At 37.7% G+C, this 17,582-nt stretch carries 11 protein-coding genes and 3 pseudogenes; 2 read left to right on the top strand and 12 right to left on the bottom strand.

The window, feature by feature from the left end; all coding sequences use genetic code 11:
• Positions 1 to 286: 286 nt before the first annotated feature.
• The 11 genes and pseudogenes from KFO35_RS09315 to KFO35_RS09365 form a co-directional block, all read right to left on the bottom strand.
• Positions 287 to 1,597: a glycoside hydrolase family 28 protein gene (locus KFO35_RS09315; RefSeq protein WP_025477399.1), complete on the bottom strand. Its 1,311-nt coding sequence runs from the start codon at positions 1,595 to 1,597 to the stop codon at positions 287 to 289.
• 11 nt (positions 1,598 to 1,608) lie between these two features.
• Positions 1,609 to 3,027, bottom strand: a complete 1,419-nt coding sequence (locus tag KFO35_RS09320) for an MFS transporter (protein WP_002316131.1) — start codon at positions 3,025 to 3,027, stop codon at positions 1,609 to 1,611.
• Between the two features lie 239 nt (positions 3,028 to 3,266).
• On the bottom strand, positions 3,267 to 4,835 hold the full coding sequence (locus KFO35_RS09325; protein WP_002316129.1) for a glycoside hydrolase family 43 protein: 1,569 nt from the start codon (positions 4,833 to 4,835) through the stop codon (positions 3,267 to 3,269).
• 3 nt (positions 4,836 to 4,838) lie between these two features.
• Positions 4,839 to 5,249 (bottom strand): DUF4064 domain-containing protein, encoded by a 411-nt coding sequence (locus KFO35_RS09330; RefSeq protein ID WP_002316128.1) that lies wholly within the window; start codon positions 5,247 to 5,249, stop codon positions 4,839 to 4,841.
• A complete protein-coding gene (locus KFO35_RS09335) occupies positions 5,246 to 6,169 on the bottom strand; it encodes a pectinesterase family protein (protein WP_002316127.1) in 924 nt (307 codons plus the stop codon). The genes KFO35_RS09330 and KFO35_RS09335 overlap by 4 nt, the downstream gene beginning before the upstream one ends.
• Positions 6,166 to 7,044 carry a dienelactone hydrolase family protein gene (locus KFO35_RS09340; RefSeq protein WP_002373242.1) on the bottom strand — a complete coding sequence of 293 codons (879 nt, stop codon included), beginning with the start codon at positions 7,042 to 7,044 and terminating at the stop codon, positions 6,166 to 6,168. Before KFO35_RS09340 ends, KFO35_RS09335 begins: the two co-directional genes overlap by 4 nt.
• A pseudogene (locus KFO35_RS09345) lies at positions 7,031 to 8,368 on the bottom strand (glycoside hydrolase family 28 protein). The gene KFO35_RS09340 and the pseudogene KFO35_RS09345 overlap by 14 nt, the downstream one beginning before the upstream one ends.
• Positions 8,369 to 8,370: 2 nt before the next feature.
• Entirely contained in the window at positions 8,371 to 9,474 is a 1,104-nt protein-coding gene (locus KFO35_RS09350; protein ID WP_002310857.1) for a glycoside hydrolase family 88/105 protein, read from the bottom strand.
• A 73-nt stretch (positions 9,475 to 9,547) separates the two neighbouring features.
• Positions 9,548 to 11,053 (bottom strand): annotated as a pseudogene (locus KFO35_RS09355) (extracellular solute-binding protein).
• Positions 11,019 to 11,713: pseudogene (locus tag KFO35_RS09360) on the bottom strand (YesL family protein). The pseudogenes KFO35_RS09355 and KFO35_RS09360 overlap by 35 nt, the downstream one beginning before the upstream one ends.
• 21 nt (positions 11,714 to 11,734) lie before the next feature.
• A complete protein-coding gene (locus tag KFO35_RS09365; RefSeq protein WP_002320509.1) occupies positions 11,735 to 12,709 on the bottom strand; it encodes an ABC transporter permease in 975 nt (324 codons plus the stop codon).
• A 297-nt stretch (positions 12,710 to 13,006) separates the two neighbouring features.
• Here KFO35_RS09365 and KFO35_RS09370 point away from each other — a divergent pair, with 297 nt between their 5' ends.
• Entirely contained in the window at positions 13,007 to 13,879 is an 873-nt protein-coding gene (locus KFO35_RS09370) for a carbohydrate ABC transporter permease (protein WP_002329939.1), read from the top strand.
• Positions 13,880 to 14,108: 229 nt separating this feature from the next.
• On the opposite strand, the gene KFO35_RS09375 is transcribed toward KFO35_RS09370, so the two are convergent.
• On the bottom strand, positions 14,109 to 16,307 hold the full coding sequence (locus KFO35_RS09375) for a response regulator transcription factor (protein WP_070703823.1): 2,199 nt from the start codon (positions 16,305 to 16,307) through the stop codon (positions 14,109 to 14,111).
• A 230-nt stretch (positions 16,308 to 16,537) separates the two neighbouring features.
• On the opposite strand from KFO35_RS09375, the gene KFO35_RS09380 reads away from it, so the two are divergent.
• Positions 16,538 to 17,530 carry a LacI family DNA-binding transcriptional regulator gene (locus KFO35_RS09380; RefSeq protein WP_002329936.1) on the top strand — a complete coding sequence of 331 codons (993 nt, stop codon included), beginning with the start codon at positions 16,538 to 16,540 and terminating at the stop codon, positions 17,528 to 17,530.
• Positions 17,531 to 17,582: the final 52 nt, after the last annotated feature.

A 17,582-nucleotide genomic window follows, 5' to 3' on the forward strand; every position in this document is an offset into this window, starting at 1 on the left:
TTTTTTTCGATTTCGTTTTTCGAAATCTTTCAGCAACTCATTTATCATAACTTATCGTTTGTTATTTGTCAAGAACTTTTTCGAAGTTTTTTTCGATAGAATCAAGCTTCGTAAGCTGTTCTTTTTTAACGACTCAGTTATCTTATCACGTCTAAAAACATGTGTCAACTCTTTTTTGGAATTTTAACAAAATGTTTCAATCAGATGCGACAACGTTGTTTAATATATCATTAAAAAAAATAAAGGTCAAGCTAAAATAATATTTTAGCTTGACCTTATTATAATTTCAACGATTGTCAAAAGTATTGTTTGCAACTGTGTTCCCTGTTTCTATTGATAGAATACAGCTTTCGAAACATAAGTTTTGAACTGCTTCGATTCGTCCAAATTCTTTTGCAGTTATTGTACAATGAGTAAAGCAGACATCTTCTATAGGTTTTTCAGGAAATGCTACCAAGTCAAAAGCCCGAGAAGGAAGTGGATAGCCTGGAGAAAGACTTGCCTGTACATTTTTGACATGTATGTTTCTGAGTTTTGTCATTTGTTTTGATTCAGGTATTTCTTCAGCCACTGCTTGCCAACTTTCTGGCATTCGTTCAAGATCATTGCTATTTTTTCTATTATATTCATTATGCCAGTCCATTATCCAAGAAAACGGAAATTGTACATCCATCATATTCAGGTTTTCTACCCTGATATTTTCAATCACTCCCCCTCTTTCTCTTGAAGATTTCATTCGAATACCACAGTCTGACTGAAAAAAATCGATATCGTGAATATACACATCACTAATTCCAGCACTAACTTCGCTACCAATAGTTACACCGTAACCTGAACGAATGTTACATCTCGCAATCTCGATTCTTGATGATTTTCGATTGACTCTTGCACCGTTACCGTCCCTACCAGATTTAATAGCGATACAATCATCACCACAGGCCAAATCACATTCATAGATACGCACATCTGTTGAAGAATCAATATCAATCCCATCTGTACTTGGCCCATCATTATGACGGATGATTACTTTTTCTACTAATACATCGTTAGAATAAGTGATTTGCAGGTTCCAAAAACCTGATTTTTGAAAAATCAAATCACGAATGACAACATGTTCTGCATGATACAGTAAACACGCGCGCGGACGCTTAATAGCATAATCTGCAATCCAACGCAGTCCCTTTCGATCATATTCAGCTCTTGTTCCGCTTTTTTGGTCTTTCCCCCAATATAGTTCCCACCAATGCTCTCCTTGACCGTCGATTATTCCTTTTCCTTCTATAAGAATATCTTTTGCTGAGAGAACATTCAAAATCGCTGCTGGCCATTTCATTTCTATTCCAGCAACTCGTGTATCAATCTCTGGAAATGCTTCGATCTCTGTTTTCCCCTTGAGAACAGCCCCTTCTTCGAAGATGAGATGGCTCTTATCTTTTAAAAAAAGTGCACCGACTAAATAAATACCTTTTGGAATAAATACGGGCAAGTGTTCTTTTGCACCTTGATTGATTGCCTTTTGCAGCATTACTGTATCATCTTGTTGAATGTCGTTTGTTTTAAAGTCTAAAGCATTGATGAACTCTTTTTTTGTCTGCAATACTTTTCTCCTTATCTTTCATTGATTTTTTTTAATTCTTCACCAATAAACACAGTTTTCGAACGATTCAGCGGATACCCTACTAACAAAATGATTGCGGATACAAATAAACAGAATGCTGGTAGCAAGTTTGCCATCGTATAAATTCTTTCTTGTACTAAAACTGATTGGATGGCTCCACCTGTTGTAGACGATTGGTAACCAATGAGTGCTAGCATAAATCCTCCGACTGCTCCTGCGCACGCTTGTCCTACTTTTCTCGCAAAAGAATTCACTCCGTATACTGTTCCATCTTCTCTTAAGCCTGTCTTATATTGATGATAGTCAATCACGTCAGTAATGAATGCCCAGACCATCAAATTGAATAAACCAGATCCTAAAGTAGCAATAAATAAAAGAATCAGATATACCCATGCATTTGTTATATGAAGGAAATACATCAGCAAGTACATACATGAAGAAGCGAGTAACGCAAATACGCTTGCTTCCTTTTTACCAAATAATTTTGTCAGCTTTGTAGCAAATGGTGCTAAAACTACTACTGTTCCGTAAGTAAATAAAAGAGCAACAGACATTGCTTGTTTATTATGGAAGTAATCATTAAATAAATAAGTCATATTCGTCCCAGCTAAAATCTGATTGATCACAATGAAAATGTCAACAATGACTAAAATAATCAGTGCTCGGTTAGCCAACAAACCTTTTACCAACTGAGAAGCAGACACTTTTTCGTTTTTGACAACTCTTACTCGTTCAGTAGTCAATTTACAAGTCAGCATGTATGCGACAAATGCAATTGCCGCACATCCGATGGAAATCCAAAAGAAATGATTCCCCGAAACGACTTGCTGCCCATTCTTGTTATGGGTGTACATCAAAATCGGGATAAAGAACCCTGTAGTTGACCCGCCAATCGCAGAACCAATGCTTCGGAATGTGGATAACGAGGTGCGGTCATTAGGATTTGAACTAATGGCTGCTGCCATTGCTCCATAAGGGATATTGATTGTTGACAGAAAAATACCATAAACAATATATGAAACAAAAATATATGCAATCTTCACCGTCATTGGAAGATGTTGGACGAATGGTAAAAACAAAATGACTGTCACTAAGCAAAATGGATATTTCATTTTTCTGATCCAAGGAATAAATCGGCCAGCTTCTGTTAACTCTGAGACATCGCATAATCTTCCAACCATCACATCAGCAAACGCATCCAAAATTCTTGAAATCAAGAATAACGTACCTACAATTGCTCCTGAAACACCAAGAACATTCGTATAATAAATCATCAAGAAACTATTGACCAAACCTAAAATAAAACAGTTACCTAAATCACCGAACATGTAGCCTATCTTATCGGAAATCCCAAATTCCTTTTTTTCTTTTTTTACTGTATTTGCTGTAACAGCATTTTGTGAAAGCATTTGAATTCCTCCTACCTCTTCTAGTAAACGTTTTCAAAATCATAACTCTTTTTTTCTTGTTTTTATATTCACAATATTGACATTTTATTGCATTATCTTGACAGAAAAAAACAAAAATACGTTTAAAAACATTGTCAGAAAAGGGCATTAATATTATTTTCATAACATCATAGATAAACAAAAAGATTCACTAACTAGCAAAAACAAGTTATTGAATCTCTATTTATTAGAGAGTTAGATTATTCAAGATCTTTTCCTTCGTACTTAAAAAATTCAAAGTCCGCATAACTTCCTCTTTTTCTATTCAAATCATGTACGACTATCTCGATAAAATTCCCGGTAAATCCACCTGAGAGTATACACATGTTTTTTTGTAGACCTACTTCCTTCCATTCTTCAGATGGTGTGTCTTTCAAATAAAACTGTGCTGTCTCTTTCCTTACGGCTACTTTCAAGAAAGTCTTCTTTTCTGTGAATGGAATCCTCCAATCTTCTATTTGTGCAACTCCGTTTTCTGATTCTATCATACGAAGACATTTTCCCTTGTTCTCATCCCAAGTAACATAGCAATAAATATAATTGGATTCATTTAGGTACAATACCAGTCCAGCCATCTGATTAAAATTATTAGGTGCATATTCAAATGCTGTCTCCGCATCAAAAGTAAAATCCGTTTGCCGAATAGCTAATAAGTGATGGTCAAAGGTAGATTGAAGAGATTCACCGGCAATCAGTCGTAAAAAACCAGGTCTAGTTTTTGTATCACACCAATCAGCCCTTGGCAAAATACGTCTGGCATTCCAGTTCTTTTTTAGCTCTCCTTCAAATGTATCCATAAACTGATGATCTCTCTCTTGTTGTACCTCTTCATTCGTCTCAATCATTATTTCTTCCATCGGAGTTGTCTGGTTATCTTTAAGCCTTAACCAATCGTCGGACGTCCAATACACTTCTTGGATAGCGGTTTCTCTTCCCAAAATAGCCGCACCGTTTAATGGTCTGGTACAAAGATATGTCATGTACCATTTTCCTGACGGGGTTTGTACTAAGCTCCCATGTCCTGTACATTGCAATGTAGAAGCAGGTTTGTCACTAGCTGTCAGCATAGGAAAACCAGGATCAAGCTCGTAAGGACCAGTAATCTTCTTTGCTCGGCAGACTGTGACTGAATGTCCTCTTCCTGTACCGCCTTCTGCTGTCATCAAATAATAATACCCGTTACGAAAATACAAATGCGGTGCCTCTGTTTTCGCTAATTCTGTACCTGCAAATATTTTATAGATGGGACCGTCAAGCTTCTTCTTCTCTGCATCATATTCTTGCAATACGATACCGCTGGATTTATTCGGTGTGTCCAGACGATAATCCCATAATTCATTGACAAGCCATTTTTTTCCTGTTTCCAAATCATGAAACAAAGAAGGATCAAAGCCGTTACTATTTAAATAAATCGGTTCGGACCAAGGTCCTGTGATCTCAGATGCAGTAATCAAGTAATTGTGGACATCTTTAAACGGACGGCCTGCACTTTTGACATCTGTGTAAACAAGATAGAACAATCCATCAGCATAACTGATTTGCGGTGCCCATATGCTTCCGTTTGTAGGATTTCCTTGCAAAGATACTTGAGTGGTCAAAATATCCGTTGTATGTGACCAATTGACTAAATTCTTCGACTCATATACTCGAATTCCTGGAAGCCATTCAAAAGAGGAGACAATAATGTAATATCGGTCTTTCGCTCTTAAAATATTAGGATCTGGATTGAACCCTCTTAAAATAGGATTTTTCACTTTGATAGTCTGCATGATTCAGGCTTCCTTTCTTATTCTTACTCGATACAAACTGAATGCCCCAGCGGCAAAATAAAAAAATGCAAAAGGAAACGCAATAAACTGAGTGCCGACCAACAATATAACTCCCGTTATAAAATACAAGCCAGTGGCAGTTGTTAAGTATTTTCCTTTAGCCGTCAAAAATAGTGCTACTGCTAAAAAAGAAAGTGAAATAAACAATACAACGGCAAACAGACCAGTCATGTCCTGTAATAGCTCAAATGTATTTTCTAAAGACAAAGTTGGATGATCGACAGCAAGCGACTGATAACTTTTTTTAAACTCTGACGCAGACATATTACTTAAAGTAACTGCTAACCCGCCAAAGAAAATCAGAGATAGGCTGCCACCGATCATTCCTAGCAATAGTTCCCATTTTCTTTTCATTTCAGAACCCCCTGCTTTTCTAAATGGATCCATTCAGGTCTTTTGATTGGTGTTTCATAATTGTTATTTCGTTCAGAGAATTTGGCAGTCTGTTCATTTTTCTTGTCATCCCAATTGTCCCAACCAGTTGGGTGAACATGCCCACCTATCTTACACGCTTCAAACACGACATTTGCATACGGACGCCACGGTCTTTCTAAATAGACGTTTCTAGTATCAGGCTCTGCAGTCAAGGTACAGCTTTCAAAACGATACCCTGATTTTTGATTTTTCGGCGTAGATGCTGCTGTGATGTATCCAGGATTTTTACTGGCTAAGCTATGGATACGGCACTGGCGAAAAACTGCATCTGCCCCACCAAATATGAAATCCACCGTTCCTTCAATCCAACAATATTCATAGGTCTGACGACAATAATCAGGATTGGCAGAAGCCGGTGTACAAAAAGGTGTACCATTTTTTTGCAAGTCAGGCAACGGACCCGTGCATAAAGTATCCTGATAACCAGTTAGTCGACAGTTTTTTAACAATACGCGATCTCCTGAATTGAATAAAGCAACAGCTTGACCTACTTTTTCTCCTGGACCTGCTGTATTTTCGATGTGAAGATTTTCTAATACGACATTCGATCCTTCTAAGAAAAAAGTAGCACTTCGGAAAGTCCCTAACTGGCTACCGTCAAGATACTCCTGTTTTGCAAAACGATTACCGGAGATCACTACTGTTCCTGTTCCCACAAGTTTAAAATTGGATAATCTGCTTTCTATATATTCATCATATCTTCCTTCTTTTACTATCAAGACCTTTGGATGGCTATCCGGCAGGTCTGCCAAATAATCGATTCCTTCTTGGATAGTTTCAAAATCCGTCGGGGTATCTATAGAATTTTTTCCAATTATCAGTTTGTCTTTCATCCTCATAAATGCTCCCTTATGAATTGTTTCCAAATGTTTCTCATTTCTTGTGTTTCCATATGCCCGCCTGTTAAAGAAAAAGAAGAAAAGTTTTCTGGACTACCCATTGATCGATACTTCTTGTCCAGTCCTTTTCTCAGCTTCAGTACGCCTTCGTCCAAGCACATCGTATCGTTTTTTCCAACTAAGCTAAGACGAGGGCGCGGAGCGATTTTTTCTTGGATTGCTAACGTTGTATAAGCTGTCAGTAGGTTTGGCACATAGTAATAAAACCCATGATGATCTAGGCGACGATGTAGCAAAAGTGTTTCGATGTCCACCTGTGCCGCTAGATCAATACAAACTTTGACACGAGAATCCAATGCCGCCACCCACCAGCTTAATAAGCCTCCCATAGAAAGACCAATCGTTGCGATCCGTTGAGTATCTGTGTCTTCCCTTGTCTCCAAATAATCGATCAAGCTGATCACATCATAAATACGCATTCCCCATAACGTTTTTCCTGTTAATAAAAATTGTTTGAACAACTCGCTTTCGGAAATACCTCCGCGTTCTTCAAATCCCCAAGCATCAATCGACCAAACAGCATATCCCATTCCTGTCAGTACTTCTGCAAAAGATGGAGAAGCTAAGTAAGGAGCACCATGGATCAATTCACTTTTCCCGACTGAAAAATCTCCGCCGTGAGAATGCAGGTAAAGGACCGTCGGAAACGGTCCTTCTTTCTCCGGGTAAGCATAAAGTGCTGGTACTGTTTCCAATTCATTTAAGTACAGTTGATAATATTCAAGCATAAACCCATTTTGTTTTTCTCTGTATAATCGCTTTCCACTAGGAGTAAGTCTGCTAGATGGATCACCTAAAAAGTCATTCAACTGCATAAGCAAAGTTTTTACGAACAACCAGCTCATCCATATTTTCCGATTGAGTTGATCGGAATTTCTCAATACTGATTTCTTTCGTATTTTCTAATAGAAATGCTGGTCCTTCATGATTCTCAATCGTCATTTGATTAAAGGTAACCTTATCCGCAAAACCAATGTAAAATCCTTGCTTGCTCATTTCCTCTATCCCTGTCATCATAGCAGGGACACCGGGAACTGCATCTTGGGCCATTGAAACATCAATATTATCAAATGTGATTTCTTGTATAAACTGTTCTGCTAATCCATAAATAAATCCTGCAGAAGCATGGACATTCCTTGCCGTGATATTCGAAAAATGGGTCCTTCTGAATGCTGGTGTCCGCTCATCTATCGGATAAGCCGTTTTTTCCCATACATATGGTTCTTTTCCTCGCGGACCGCAGAAATAATAAAGATTCAGTATAAATGGACACATCACATTATCCATGACTATATTGGATACTCGAATATCTTCAACGATCCCGCCTCGACCTCGTCTAGATTTCAATCGTATTCCTCGATCAGTTTCTTGGAAGATACAATTTGAAATGGTAATATTACGTATACTACCACTCATTTCACTTCCTAACACGACCCCTCCGTGTCCATGGACCATCGTGCAGTTTGTAATCGTGATATTTTCACAAGCAATTCTTTCGTACGTATCTTCAGTCCCTGCTTTGATTGCGATACAGTCATCTCCCACGTCAATATGGCAATTACTAATACGCACATTTTTGCAGGATTCTGGATCGATGCCGTCTGTATTTGGTGAATCCGCTGGGTTCAAAATCGTCAAGTTGTCAAACGTCGCGTTGCTACAAAGAATTGGGTTGATCGTCCAGCTTGGTGACTGGATCAGTTTGATATCTTTCACAGTGATTCGATGGCAGTTATGGAAGCTCATCAATTTAGGACGAGGATAAGCCAGATTATCTGGTTCGTTTCGAAAAGTATGCCACCATTTTTTTCCATTTCCATCTAATGTACCAAAACCAGTGACAGAGATGTTCTCTACATTTTGTGCATAGATACAGGAAGCATAGACTTTTCGATGGACTCCTTCCCAACGTGAATGAACAACAGGATAATCTTTTGGATCGTCAGAGAATTTCAAAACCGCCCCTGCGCTCAAATGAAGTTCTACATTGCTTTATAAAAATAAAGCCCCTGTTAAAAATTCACCTGCTGGCACAACTACGGTTCCGCCTCCTGCGCTTGCTGCTGCATCAATCGCTTGTTGTATTGCTTCAGTATTCAATTCATCAATTGATGCGCCAAATGTCAAAATATCATACATGTTTATAATGCCTCCACTTCGATCAATGCTTGCAAGAATGCACCGACACCTTTTTGATCATTACAAATAATCGGCTCACTGATGTAGTAAGCGTATGAACCATCTCGCTGTTCTGCTCCGCCTAACCCTGCTACTTGACAGTTTTTGTTCAAGTTCAACCAGCCTTCTTTTGTTTCAAGAACAAATTCATCGAGTAGTCCTTGATGAGATTTTTTCACTTGCGGCAGCCACTCTTCTTTGTTCAGCAAGCCTAAGCGTATCCCTTTAGCCATTGCGTAAACAAACATACTGCTGCCAGAAGCTTCCAGATAATTTCCTTTCCGTTTTGTTTCTGTTGTTACTTGATACCATGTCCCACTGTTTTCTTCTTGATACGGAAGTAATGCGGTCAATGTCTTTTCTAAAATTTCCTTCAGCAAAGAACAATCCGTTTCCGCATGAAGCAATTCATAGGTATCTGCCGCAGCCATCAGATACCAGCCAATCGATCGACTCCAGAAATGATGAGATAAACCTGTTTCTGGATCAGCCCATGGTTGGACTTTCTTTTCATCCCATGCATGGATTAATAAATTTGTTTTTGGATCGAATAAATGTTTATAGCTGATTTCAAACTGTCTCAAGACATCTTGGTAATCTTTTTCCTCACTAAAATTCTGGATAAATTCAGCATAAAAAGGTGAGCCCATATATAATCCATCTAACCAAATTTGATAAGGATAAATTTCTTTATGCCAAAAAGCCCCTTCGGATGTACGCGGATGGTTTGCCAACTGCTGGGAAAGGAGTTCTGCTGCTTTTTTATATTTTTCTTCGCCTGTTTCTTTGTACAATAAAAAGAAAAGCTTTCCTGTATTTACATGGTCGATATTGTATTCTTCAACGCTGTAGCCACGGATCGTTCCATCTTCTTGCACGAAATAGTCGATATTGTCTTTTATGAAATCAAAATAAATTTTTTCTTGGGTTTGTTCCCAAAGTAATTGGAACCCTTTAAGTACGACGCCATAGTCATAAGACCATTTTCCTTTATACCACTTTTCTTCATATAAGCGAGGTGTTCTTTCCATGATGCTTTTTGCTAATTTCTTTGACCAGTTTTCCATTATTTGCTCTCCTTTAAAAGTTAAAATAGGATGTGGGACAAATACCAAGCAGTATTTGTCCCAATCATCTATACTATTGTGCGGCTTTGTATGCTTCCTCGTACTCTTGTGTGATTCGGTCGCCACCTTGTGCTTTCCAGTCTTCTACAGCTTTCTTGAATCCGTCTTCGTCAAGCTGTCCCATGATGTATTGCACTGTAGCATCAATAACGATTTTTTCGATTTCCGATCCTACTTCATTGTTCGTCGGTGAATCCAATGGCACAGAAGGATCCATTACAGCGAATTCTTCGTTTTCTTTGATCAATTGATTCGACAATTCTTTTTCAGGATCTGCGTCTTTGAAAGAGAACGTTACTTCACTAGGGCGAGAACTTGATAGCGGTTGCACTTCTTGTTGCCAAAGATCCATATCGATAAATTCAATAGAACCATCATCATTCAATTCATAATGTGTTCCCTCAATACCACCAGTCATCAATTTATACATATCTTCTTCTAGAAGATCATCAACAAATTGCAGTAATTTCTTCAATTGTGCTTCGTCTTTTACTTGTGATTTAGGGAATGCTAACAAACCGCCAATACCATTTCCTTCTGACCAAACATGATAACCGCCGCCTTCACCATCTGAGATCTTGTTTACAGGAATTAACTCCATACCATCTTGAATGCCTTGTCCCATTGTTTTCAGGTTCTTGATATCCACCATCCCAGTGTAGATTCCTGTTTTTCCTTGTGCAAATTGTTCTTGCTGGTCAGTCTTTTGAGTAACCGCAAAATCTTGTGCCAAATAGCCATTCTCAAATAGATCTCTTGAGAAGTTCAACGCTTTCATGTATTATTCTGTATCAAATTCTGGAGTAAATTTGCCATTATCGTCTACAGCCCAGCCATTCGGTGCTCCAAAATAAGAAGTGAACAGCTTAAAGCTGGTATAACGAATATCACTAGGCGCACGATCACCAAAACCAACTGTATCATCCACACCATTTCCATCTGGATCGTTTTCTGTAAATTGTTTAGCTACTTCGTAAAGTTCATCCATCGTAGTTGGAACATCTAATCCAAGATTATCCAACCAGTCTTTTCGAATGACTAAACCAGCACGAGCATAGTCCTTTTGCATTGGCACACCATACAATGCTCCATCGATACTTGCAGCTTCGATTCTATCCTCAGAGATTTGGCTTAAGTTTTTATAGTCTTTTAAATATTCCGATACATCCCAGAATACGCCTGATTTCAACGCACTTCGGACAGAAGAGTTTTTCAGCATAGCAATTTGAAGTGTAACGATATCTCCTAGTTCGTCAGAAGCCAATGCAGTTGTCAGTCTTTCTTCTTTTGAAGCATCAGGAATCCAATTGAATGTAAGTTCCGTATCGGTTTTTTCTTCTATTAGGTTCACGATTGTGTCAGTTGGGGGTGAAGCATGGTGTAAAATATTCAACCAAGTGATTTTGGTTTTCCCATCTTCTGTTTCTGAAGAACTGTTGTTTGAACTGTTGCCACATGCGGCAAGTGCTAAAATTCCTGCAAAACTAAGACCTAATTTTACGAGCGTTGCTTTTTTCATAAATTTTCTCCTTCACTGTTTTAATGATATTTTTGTTTTCTTCTGTTTTTTCTGTATATGAGTTCTTCCATTCCAAATGGCAAAATATAGAATTTGCTGTCCACGTGACTGCGGAAAAGAAGAGACTGCCACCGATAAAGGTTAAAACACCTGGCATTGTTTGGATGATCATCAGGTAAATCCCCACCAGACTTAGTATTAATACTAATGAATAATGAAGATGAGAGAATCCGAACAAAAATGCCATTTTCATTTTTTGGAAAAATATCCTTTCCAATCATAATGTGCCATGATTGGAAAAATATAGAGTGCTGAGAGCAAATACAAGAACGCAGCAATATACAAAGCGATTCTAAGATACCAATTGTGTATGAAAGAAAGATCCACAAGTAAAACAACTCCGATGACGCCGTATATCCAGCTCATCAGCAAGGTTTCACGATAGTTTTCTTTAAAATATGAGAAGTACGTTTTCGTCAAAGGAAATGATTCTTTTGTGCGCAGCCATTTTCTAATCACTGCAACCATTGCATAAGATGCAGGACCAAAAGTAAAAACCCCCAGACCTGCAATGACTAAACCACCCCACAGAAAATTCAAATAAACCAACTGTAAAATACGATTTAGCCTTCCATTTATTTTATCTAATGACTGCAGCATGTCTTTTCCTCTCTTTCTAAATTAGTAAACGCCGTCTTCTCCTAGCTTTTTGGCGATCTTGTTAGCTAAAATTACCATGAATAATCCTACGACCCCTTTAAACAATCCCATTGCTGTACTGAAACTTAATTGTCCATTCTTCAATCCAGCTGTATAAATGTAGGTGTCGAAAATTTCTGCAACACTTCGATTCAATGAATTCAATAACAAGTACATATGTTCGAAACCTAAGTCCAGTGTCTGACCGATTTTTAGAATCAGCAAGGTAATGATTACTGGACGAATCGCCGGCAATGTAACATGCCATGTTTTTCGCAAGCGTCCTGCGCCATCCATTTCAGCCGCTTCATATAACTGTGTATCTACTGCAGTGATCGCTGAAAGGTAGATGATCGTAGACCAGCCCAACTCTTTCCAGATTACTTGTCCAATATAGACTGTTCGTGTCCACTCAGGAGATGTCAGAAAACTGATTTTTTCAAATCCCATCGTTGCAAGGAATTCATTCAATACCCCTCCGTCAACGTTCAAAAATACATAAGTAATCGAAACGATGATTACCCAAGACATGAAATGAGGGATGTAAATGATCGTTTGAATCCCACTTTTCAGTCGCTTGTTCGTTACTTCGTTTAATAGTAGGGACAAAATAATTGGCATCGGAAAAAATACGAAGATATTTAACCCGAACAAGATCAAAGTATTCCTTAATAAAGTAAAGAAAGTCGGCTCTGTAAACAAACGAATGAAATGTTTGAATCCCACCCAAGGACTGCCCATTATCCCTAAAAATGGTTGATAATCTTGAAAAGCAATAACGAGCCCTCCCATAGGAAGATACCTAAAGATCAGGAAATAAAGGACCCCCGGCAGAATCATCACGTATAAAAATTTATTCGTTTTGATTCCTGCAATTATTTTTTTTCGTCTTCTGAGCTTTTCTTCTTTTTTCGATAGCGTCAGTTGAAATGGTTCTTGTTTCTTTACACTTTCCATAAGCCCCTCCTTAGTTTTATGAATGTTTGCTGCTTATGTCTTTATGATAGATAACTATCCGAATTACGTATATAATCATTTTTATCGCATGTAAAAACGCTTACACAGCAGCGATTTTTATACTTGCAAAATATAAAAGTGTATTTCTTCACAAATAAGATACGCCTAGTAACTATTCTATTTTTTTCTATCTGACACTTAACGTAGGAAATGATTATATACGTAATCTTTCACCGATGATAAATTGAATACATAGAAACAGAACATTTAATTTATTTTGAGGAGGAGCCTATCTATATGAAAAAGAAAGTCTCTATAGGAGAAAGAAGTTTTACATTTTTCAACAATACGTTTCTGATCTTGCTAGCTTTGATCTGTATCGTGCCTTTTTTAAATATCATCGCTACATCTTTCGCTTCTACACAAGAAGTCGTCGCGAAAAAATTTATCCTTTTCCCTACTACCTTTTCTCTAGACGCGTATCGTTATATTCTATCTACGCCAACTATTTTTAGAGCACTTGCTGTTTCGATTGGCGTTACCGGGGTTGGGACGATCGTCAGCATGTGCGCAACTTCACTGATGGCATACGGGCTTTCCAGAAAATACTTGTTTGGTCGAGGATTCGTCAACTTTCTTGTTGTATTTTCTATGTTGTTCAGCGGGGGGATGATTCCCACATTCTTAGTTGTTCGTTCTCTGGGACTGGTCAATTCTTATTGGGCAATGATCTTGCCTGTAGCTGTTAATGCAATGAACATGATCATTATGAGAAACTTTTTCCAAGCCTTGCCGGATAGTTTGGAAGAATCGGCAAAAATGGATGGTTGCACAGATTTCGGTGTATTTTTCAAAATCATGCTGCCATTAGCGTTACCGTCTATTGCTACTATCTCACTTTTTTATGCTGTTACTTACTGGAACACTTATATGACCGCTATTTTGTATATCAACGATTCATCTAAATGGCCGATACAGATTCTTTTACGTCAGATCGTCATTGTATCAAGCGGGATGCAAGCAGAAAGTAGTGCCGTTGATGTGATTCCACCAGCACAAACAGTTAAAATGGCTGTTATCGTTATTGCCACAGTCCCTATGCTGATTGCTTATCCTTTTGTTCAGAAATACTTTGTCAAAGGCGCACTCGTAGGTTCTGTCAAAGGTTGATTATGTATGGAACATAAAATAGAGGTTATGAAAGAGACGTTCAGCCTTATTTTTATAAGCTGTCTCTTGAATACCGTTTATTCGCAAAAAAGGATTGTGACAAAGCTTTGGTCACAGTCCTTTTTGCGTGCTTAGCCTTGAAATTTAACTATTCATAAAGACAAATACTAAGGTTATTCTCCTTTCTTTTATTGCTTGAATCAGACCACAAGAAAAACAGCCTCTTGTTTCACAAATATTTTTTTCGATATTCTCCCGGAGTGATCGATTCTTTCTTTTTGAAGAAACGAATAAAATTTTGCGGATTTCGATATTGCAGTCTTTCTGCAATCTCTTTTACAGAGAGATTGGTTTCTTTCAACCACTTTTTCGCTACCTCTAGACGATGATTTTGAACGAAATCACCAAATTTTTCTCCTGTTTCCTTTTTAAATACATTGCTTAAATAATTAGGGTTATAGTGCAACCTATCAGCAATCACATCTAGAGATAGATCACGGTCATATTCTGTATAGACGATGTGCATGATATTCTCCGAAAGATTTTTAAATTCATGATCAGTGATTGCTTGAGAACATTCTGTGTTTGGCAAGACTAATTGTTCTAAAACAAGTTTTTCTAGCTCTTTGGGATGATAATTGTTCAATGCTTTTACATAGATTTGTTTCATGTTATCAAAATTTTTTGAATCTACTCCCAATAACTGCCCTAATTGAACGAGCTCATTGATCAAACGGACCGAAACTACTTCTCGGCTCAGAGGATTTTTATTTTGTGCGAACAATGCATTAATTAACTCATGTACCAACTTCCTTACTTCCTGATTTCCGGAACGAATAGCTTCAAACAATCGATTCTGTTCTTCTACTGGATATCTAATAAGCGTTTTTTCATGCGCAGCAGGAACAATTTCCTGATAAAATATGATCGAACTCGGACCAGTATTTACACGATAATATAGGGCTTCTTTTGCTCGGTCAACCGATTGCTTGCTTTCATTCAGCGTTTCGAACCGGTTACTGATACCTATACTCACAGTTAATTTCAAGTATTCTTTTACACGTTTTTGAATGAGTCGGCAATACTCCATGACTTTTTTGCTTGCTTCTGCATCGTCTTTATCCATTCGATAAATAGTGGCTTGCATTTCTTCATTCAAAACGATCGGCAGCATTCGATTTTCCTTTGGCACAATTTCCGTGATCATGTTGTTGATTGCTAAAAGTAGCAAATCCCGCTCTCCACCGTGACTATCTTCTAACAGATCGATTTGAACCAAGGCCGTATAATAGCAGTCAGTTTGAGAACTATAACCAAATTGCTGCAACCGCTGATCTAGTTCTCGCCTTTCTACTCGATTTCTAAATAAACTAAGTACAAATAACGTTTCTAGTTGCGGCTTTTGGGTAACTAAGTGTGCACTTAACGCTTCTTTTTCTCCTATGATCCGACTGACTGATTGAGCGACCAAATCTAGTTCTTTCCCAATGAATCCTTTTGATTTAAGATTCAAACGTTCCTGAATTTGAGAAATTGGACGGGCAAATCTATCCGAAAATAAATAGGAAAGGAGACCGATCAGTCCTACCAGCGTCAAAGACACTGCAACTAACCCGATTCTCAGATTGCGAATCGTTGCTCCAATTGCACTAGAATCAACTTCTAATCTGTAAATCCAATTATTATAATCTGATTTCAGTACGATATAGGATGTCCCATTTTCTCTTATCACTTTCAACTGGTTGTAATCTAGATCCACATCCGCTAATGCATCTGGCTGCTCTTCTTCTTTTACTTTCTGTGTAGAAAAAAGCTTTCCATCTTCGTTTTCGATAGAAAGTATATCTTCTCCACTTTCCCCAACAACTTGTTCTATTGTATGTTTCTCTATCGTAGCAATTCCCAATGCATATTTTTCTTTTTCAAACATTGGTAAAGGAATCACCATTTCGATTCCTTTATTTTTCTTTTGCCAAAATAAATTATCTTTGTTATTTATGTACTTTTGTTGATACCTTTCAACTTCCTCTTCAGTCAGTTGAGTCAACGATCCATTGATTACTCCCCATTTACCAGCTAAACTGAGTAAATCATAATTATTATCATCCATAACAATTGTTTCTATAAAGTTTAGCTCTTTCCTGATTTCAGAATAAGTGGAGTAATTTGTATATGTCAGTGGATGCTTGAATATATCCGAGAAATTTTTGGTCGAACCATACGTAGAAAACGAATATTCGATCGTTCTGATTTTCCATTCAACGTTCGTTTTGACTTGCCTGAGCAGGTTCTTTTTATCTGTTAAATAACTCGATTCGATCGACTCATAGGTATTCTGATAAATAAATAAACTAAATCCTATGACAAGTACGGCTCCTAATAAAAACATCGGTAAAAATATTTTATAAAACACTGTACTTTTCTTCATTTTCTTCCTCTCTTTCCTTTAAATAAAAGGCTTTCATTTTTCTGTAAAATTGATACTCATCTAATTAAATGAGCATTCCCCGCTTTTAAGAATAGCATAATTAAAAATAAAAATCCAAGTAATTTTTAACGTGTGCAATCTTTTCATACCAAAGATCTATTGACTTATCGTAGTTATCGTAATATGATGAATGCGTTAACAAAAAGTGAAAAAGTAAGGAAAATGATGGAATGGTAACGATCAAAGATATCGCTAAAGCAGCTGGTGTTTCTCATACGACAGTTTCTCGTGCTTTGAATAACAGCAGTTTAATCAAAAATGAAACAAAACAAAAAATACGGCAACTAGCTAAGGAAATGAATTATTCGCCGAACTATAGTGCAAAAGGTTTAGTAAATCAAAAAAAATATCTGATCGGACTGTTTTTCTCAAGTTTGCATAAAGGAACTTCATCAAATTTCCTAGCAGATTCCATTGCAGGTATCCATTCAGTATTGGACACAAACTACAGCTTATCTGTCGAAAGTATCGATGCTGTTGATTTAACAGAAATCAATTTGCAACGTTATGATGGTCTAATCGTTATGAGTCAAAGTGATGAAGATCAGCCTTTTATCGATTATCTAAAAGAAAAAGCGTTTCCCTTCGTCGTTGTCAATCGTCACATCAATGATCCAGCGGTTATCAATGTTACTGCCGATGATGCGGCCGGTGTTATGCAGGCAGTAGATTACGGTATTGGGTGCGGACATACGAAAATCGCTTATATTGGTGGGAAAAAAAACTTTCGTTCGACAAAAGAACGAGAAAAAGGTGTATTGGACAGTCTAAAAAAAGCAAGCATCCCTGCCAATCCAGCCTATTTTTTAACAGGAGACTACAGCTTAGAAAGCGGCCTCAAAAACATGGAATACCTATTATCGCTTTCTGACCTGCCTACTCTGGTTTTTTGTGGCAACGACGATATAGCGATTGGTGCATTGAGAGCTGTACATTCAGCTGGTCTTCGTGTTCCCCAGAACATTTCTCTGATTGGGTTCGATGATTCTCCAGTCGTCTCCTATCTTAATCCACCGCTTACTACAGTACACAAACCGTTGAAAGAAATGTGTCAAGTAGGAACAAAGCTTTTATTGGATTTGATTGAAGACAGGCCGATCGAACAATCTAAAATGGAGCTCTCCACCTTACTGATGCTTCGTGAGTCGATCAATTACTTGTAAACTGCAAGTAATTTTATATAAAAATGTTAACGTGTGCATAACACAGAAAGGA

It is taken from the genome of Enterococcus lactis (genome assembly GCF_015751045.1).
Classification (GTDB): Bacteria; Bacillota; Bacilli; order Lactobacillales; family Enterococcaceae; genus Enterococcus_B; species Enterococcus_B lactis.

Coding starts and splice junctions, on each gene's coding strand:
- KFO35_RS09320 (WP_002316131.1), bottom strand. CDS start 3,027: ATGCTTTCACAAAATGCTGTTACAGCAAATACAGTAAAAAAAGAAAAA.
- KFO35_RS09325 (WP_002316129.1), bottom strand. CDS start 4,835: ATGCAGACTATCAAAGTGAAAAATCCTATTTTAAGAGGGTTCAATCCA.
- KFO35_RS09330 (WP_002316128.1), bottom strand. CDS start 5,249: ATGAAAAGAAAATGGGAACTATTGCTAGGAATGATCGGTGGCAGCCTA.
- KFO35_RS09335 (WP_002316127.1), bottom strand. CDS start 6,169: ATGAGGATGAAAGACAAACTGATAATTGGAAAAAATTCTATAGATACC.
- KFO35_RS09340 (WP_002373242.1), bottom strand. CDS start 7,044: ATGCAGTTGAATGACTTTTTAGGTGATCCATCTAGCAGACTTACTCCT.
- KFO35_RS09350 (WP_002310857.1), bottom strand. CDS start 9,474: ATGGAAAACTGGTCAAAGAAATTAGCAAAAAGCATCATGGAAAGAACA.
- KFO35_RS09365 (WP_002320509.1), bottom strand. CDS start 12,709: ATGGAAAGTGTAAAGAAACAAGAACCATTTCAACTGACGCTATCGAAA.
- KFO35_RS09370 (WP_002329939.1), top strand. CDS start 13,007: ATGAAAAAGAAAGTCTCTATAGGAGAAAGAAGTTTTACATTTTTCAAC.
- KFO35_RS09375 (WP_070703823.1), bottom strand. CDS start 16,307: ATGAAGAAAAGTACAGTGTTTTATAAAATATTTTTACCGATGTTTTTA.
- KFO35_RS09380 (WP_002329936.1), top strand. CDS start 16,538: ATGGTAACGATCAAAGATATCGCTAAAGCAGCTGGTGTTTCTCATACG.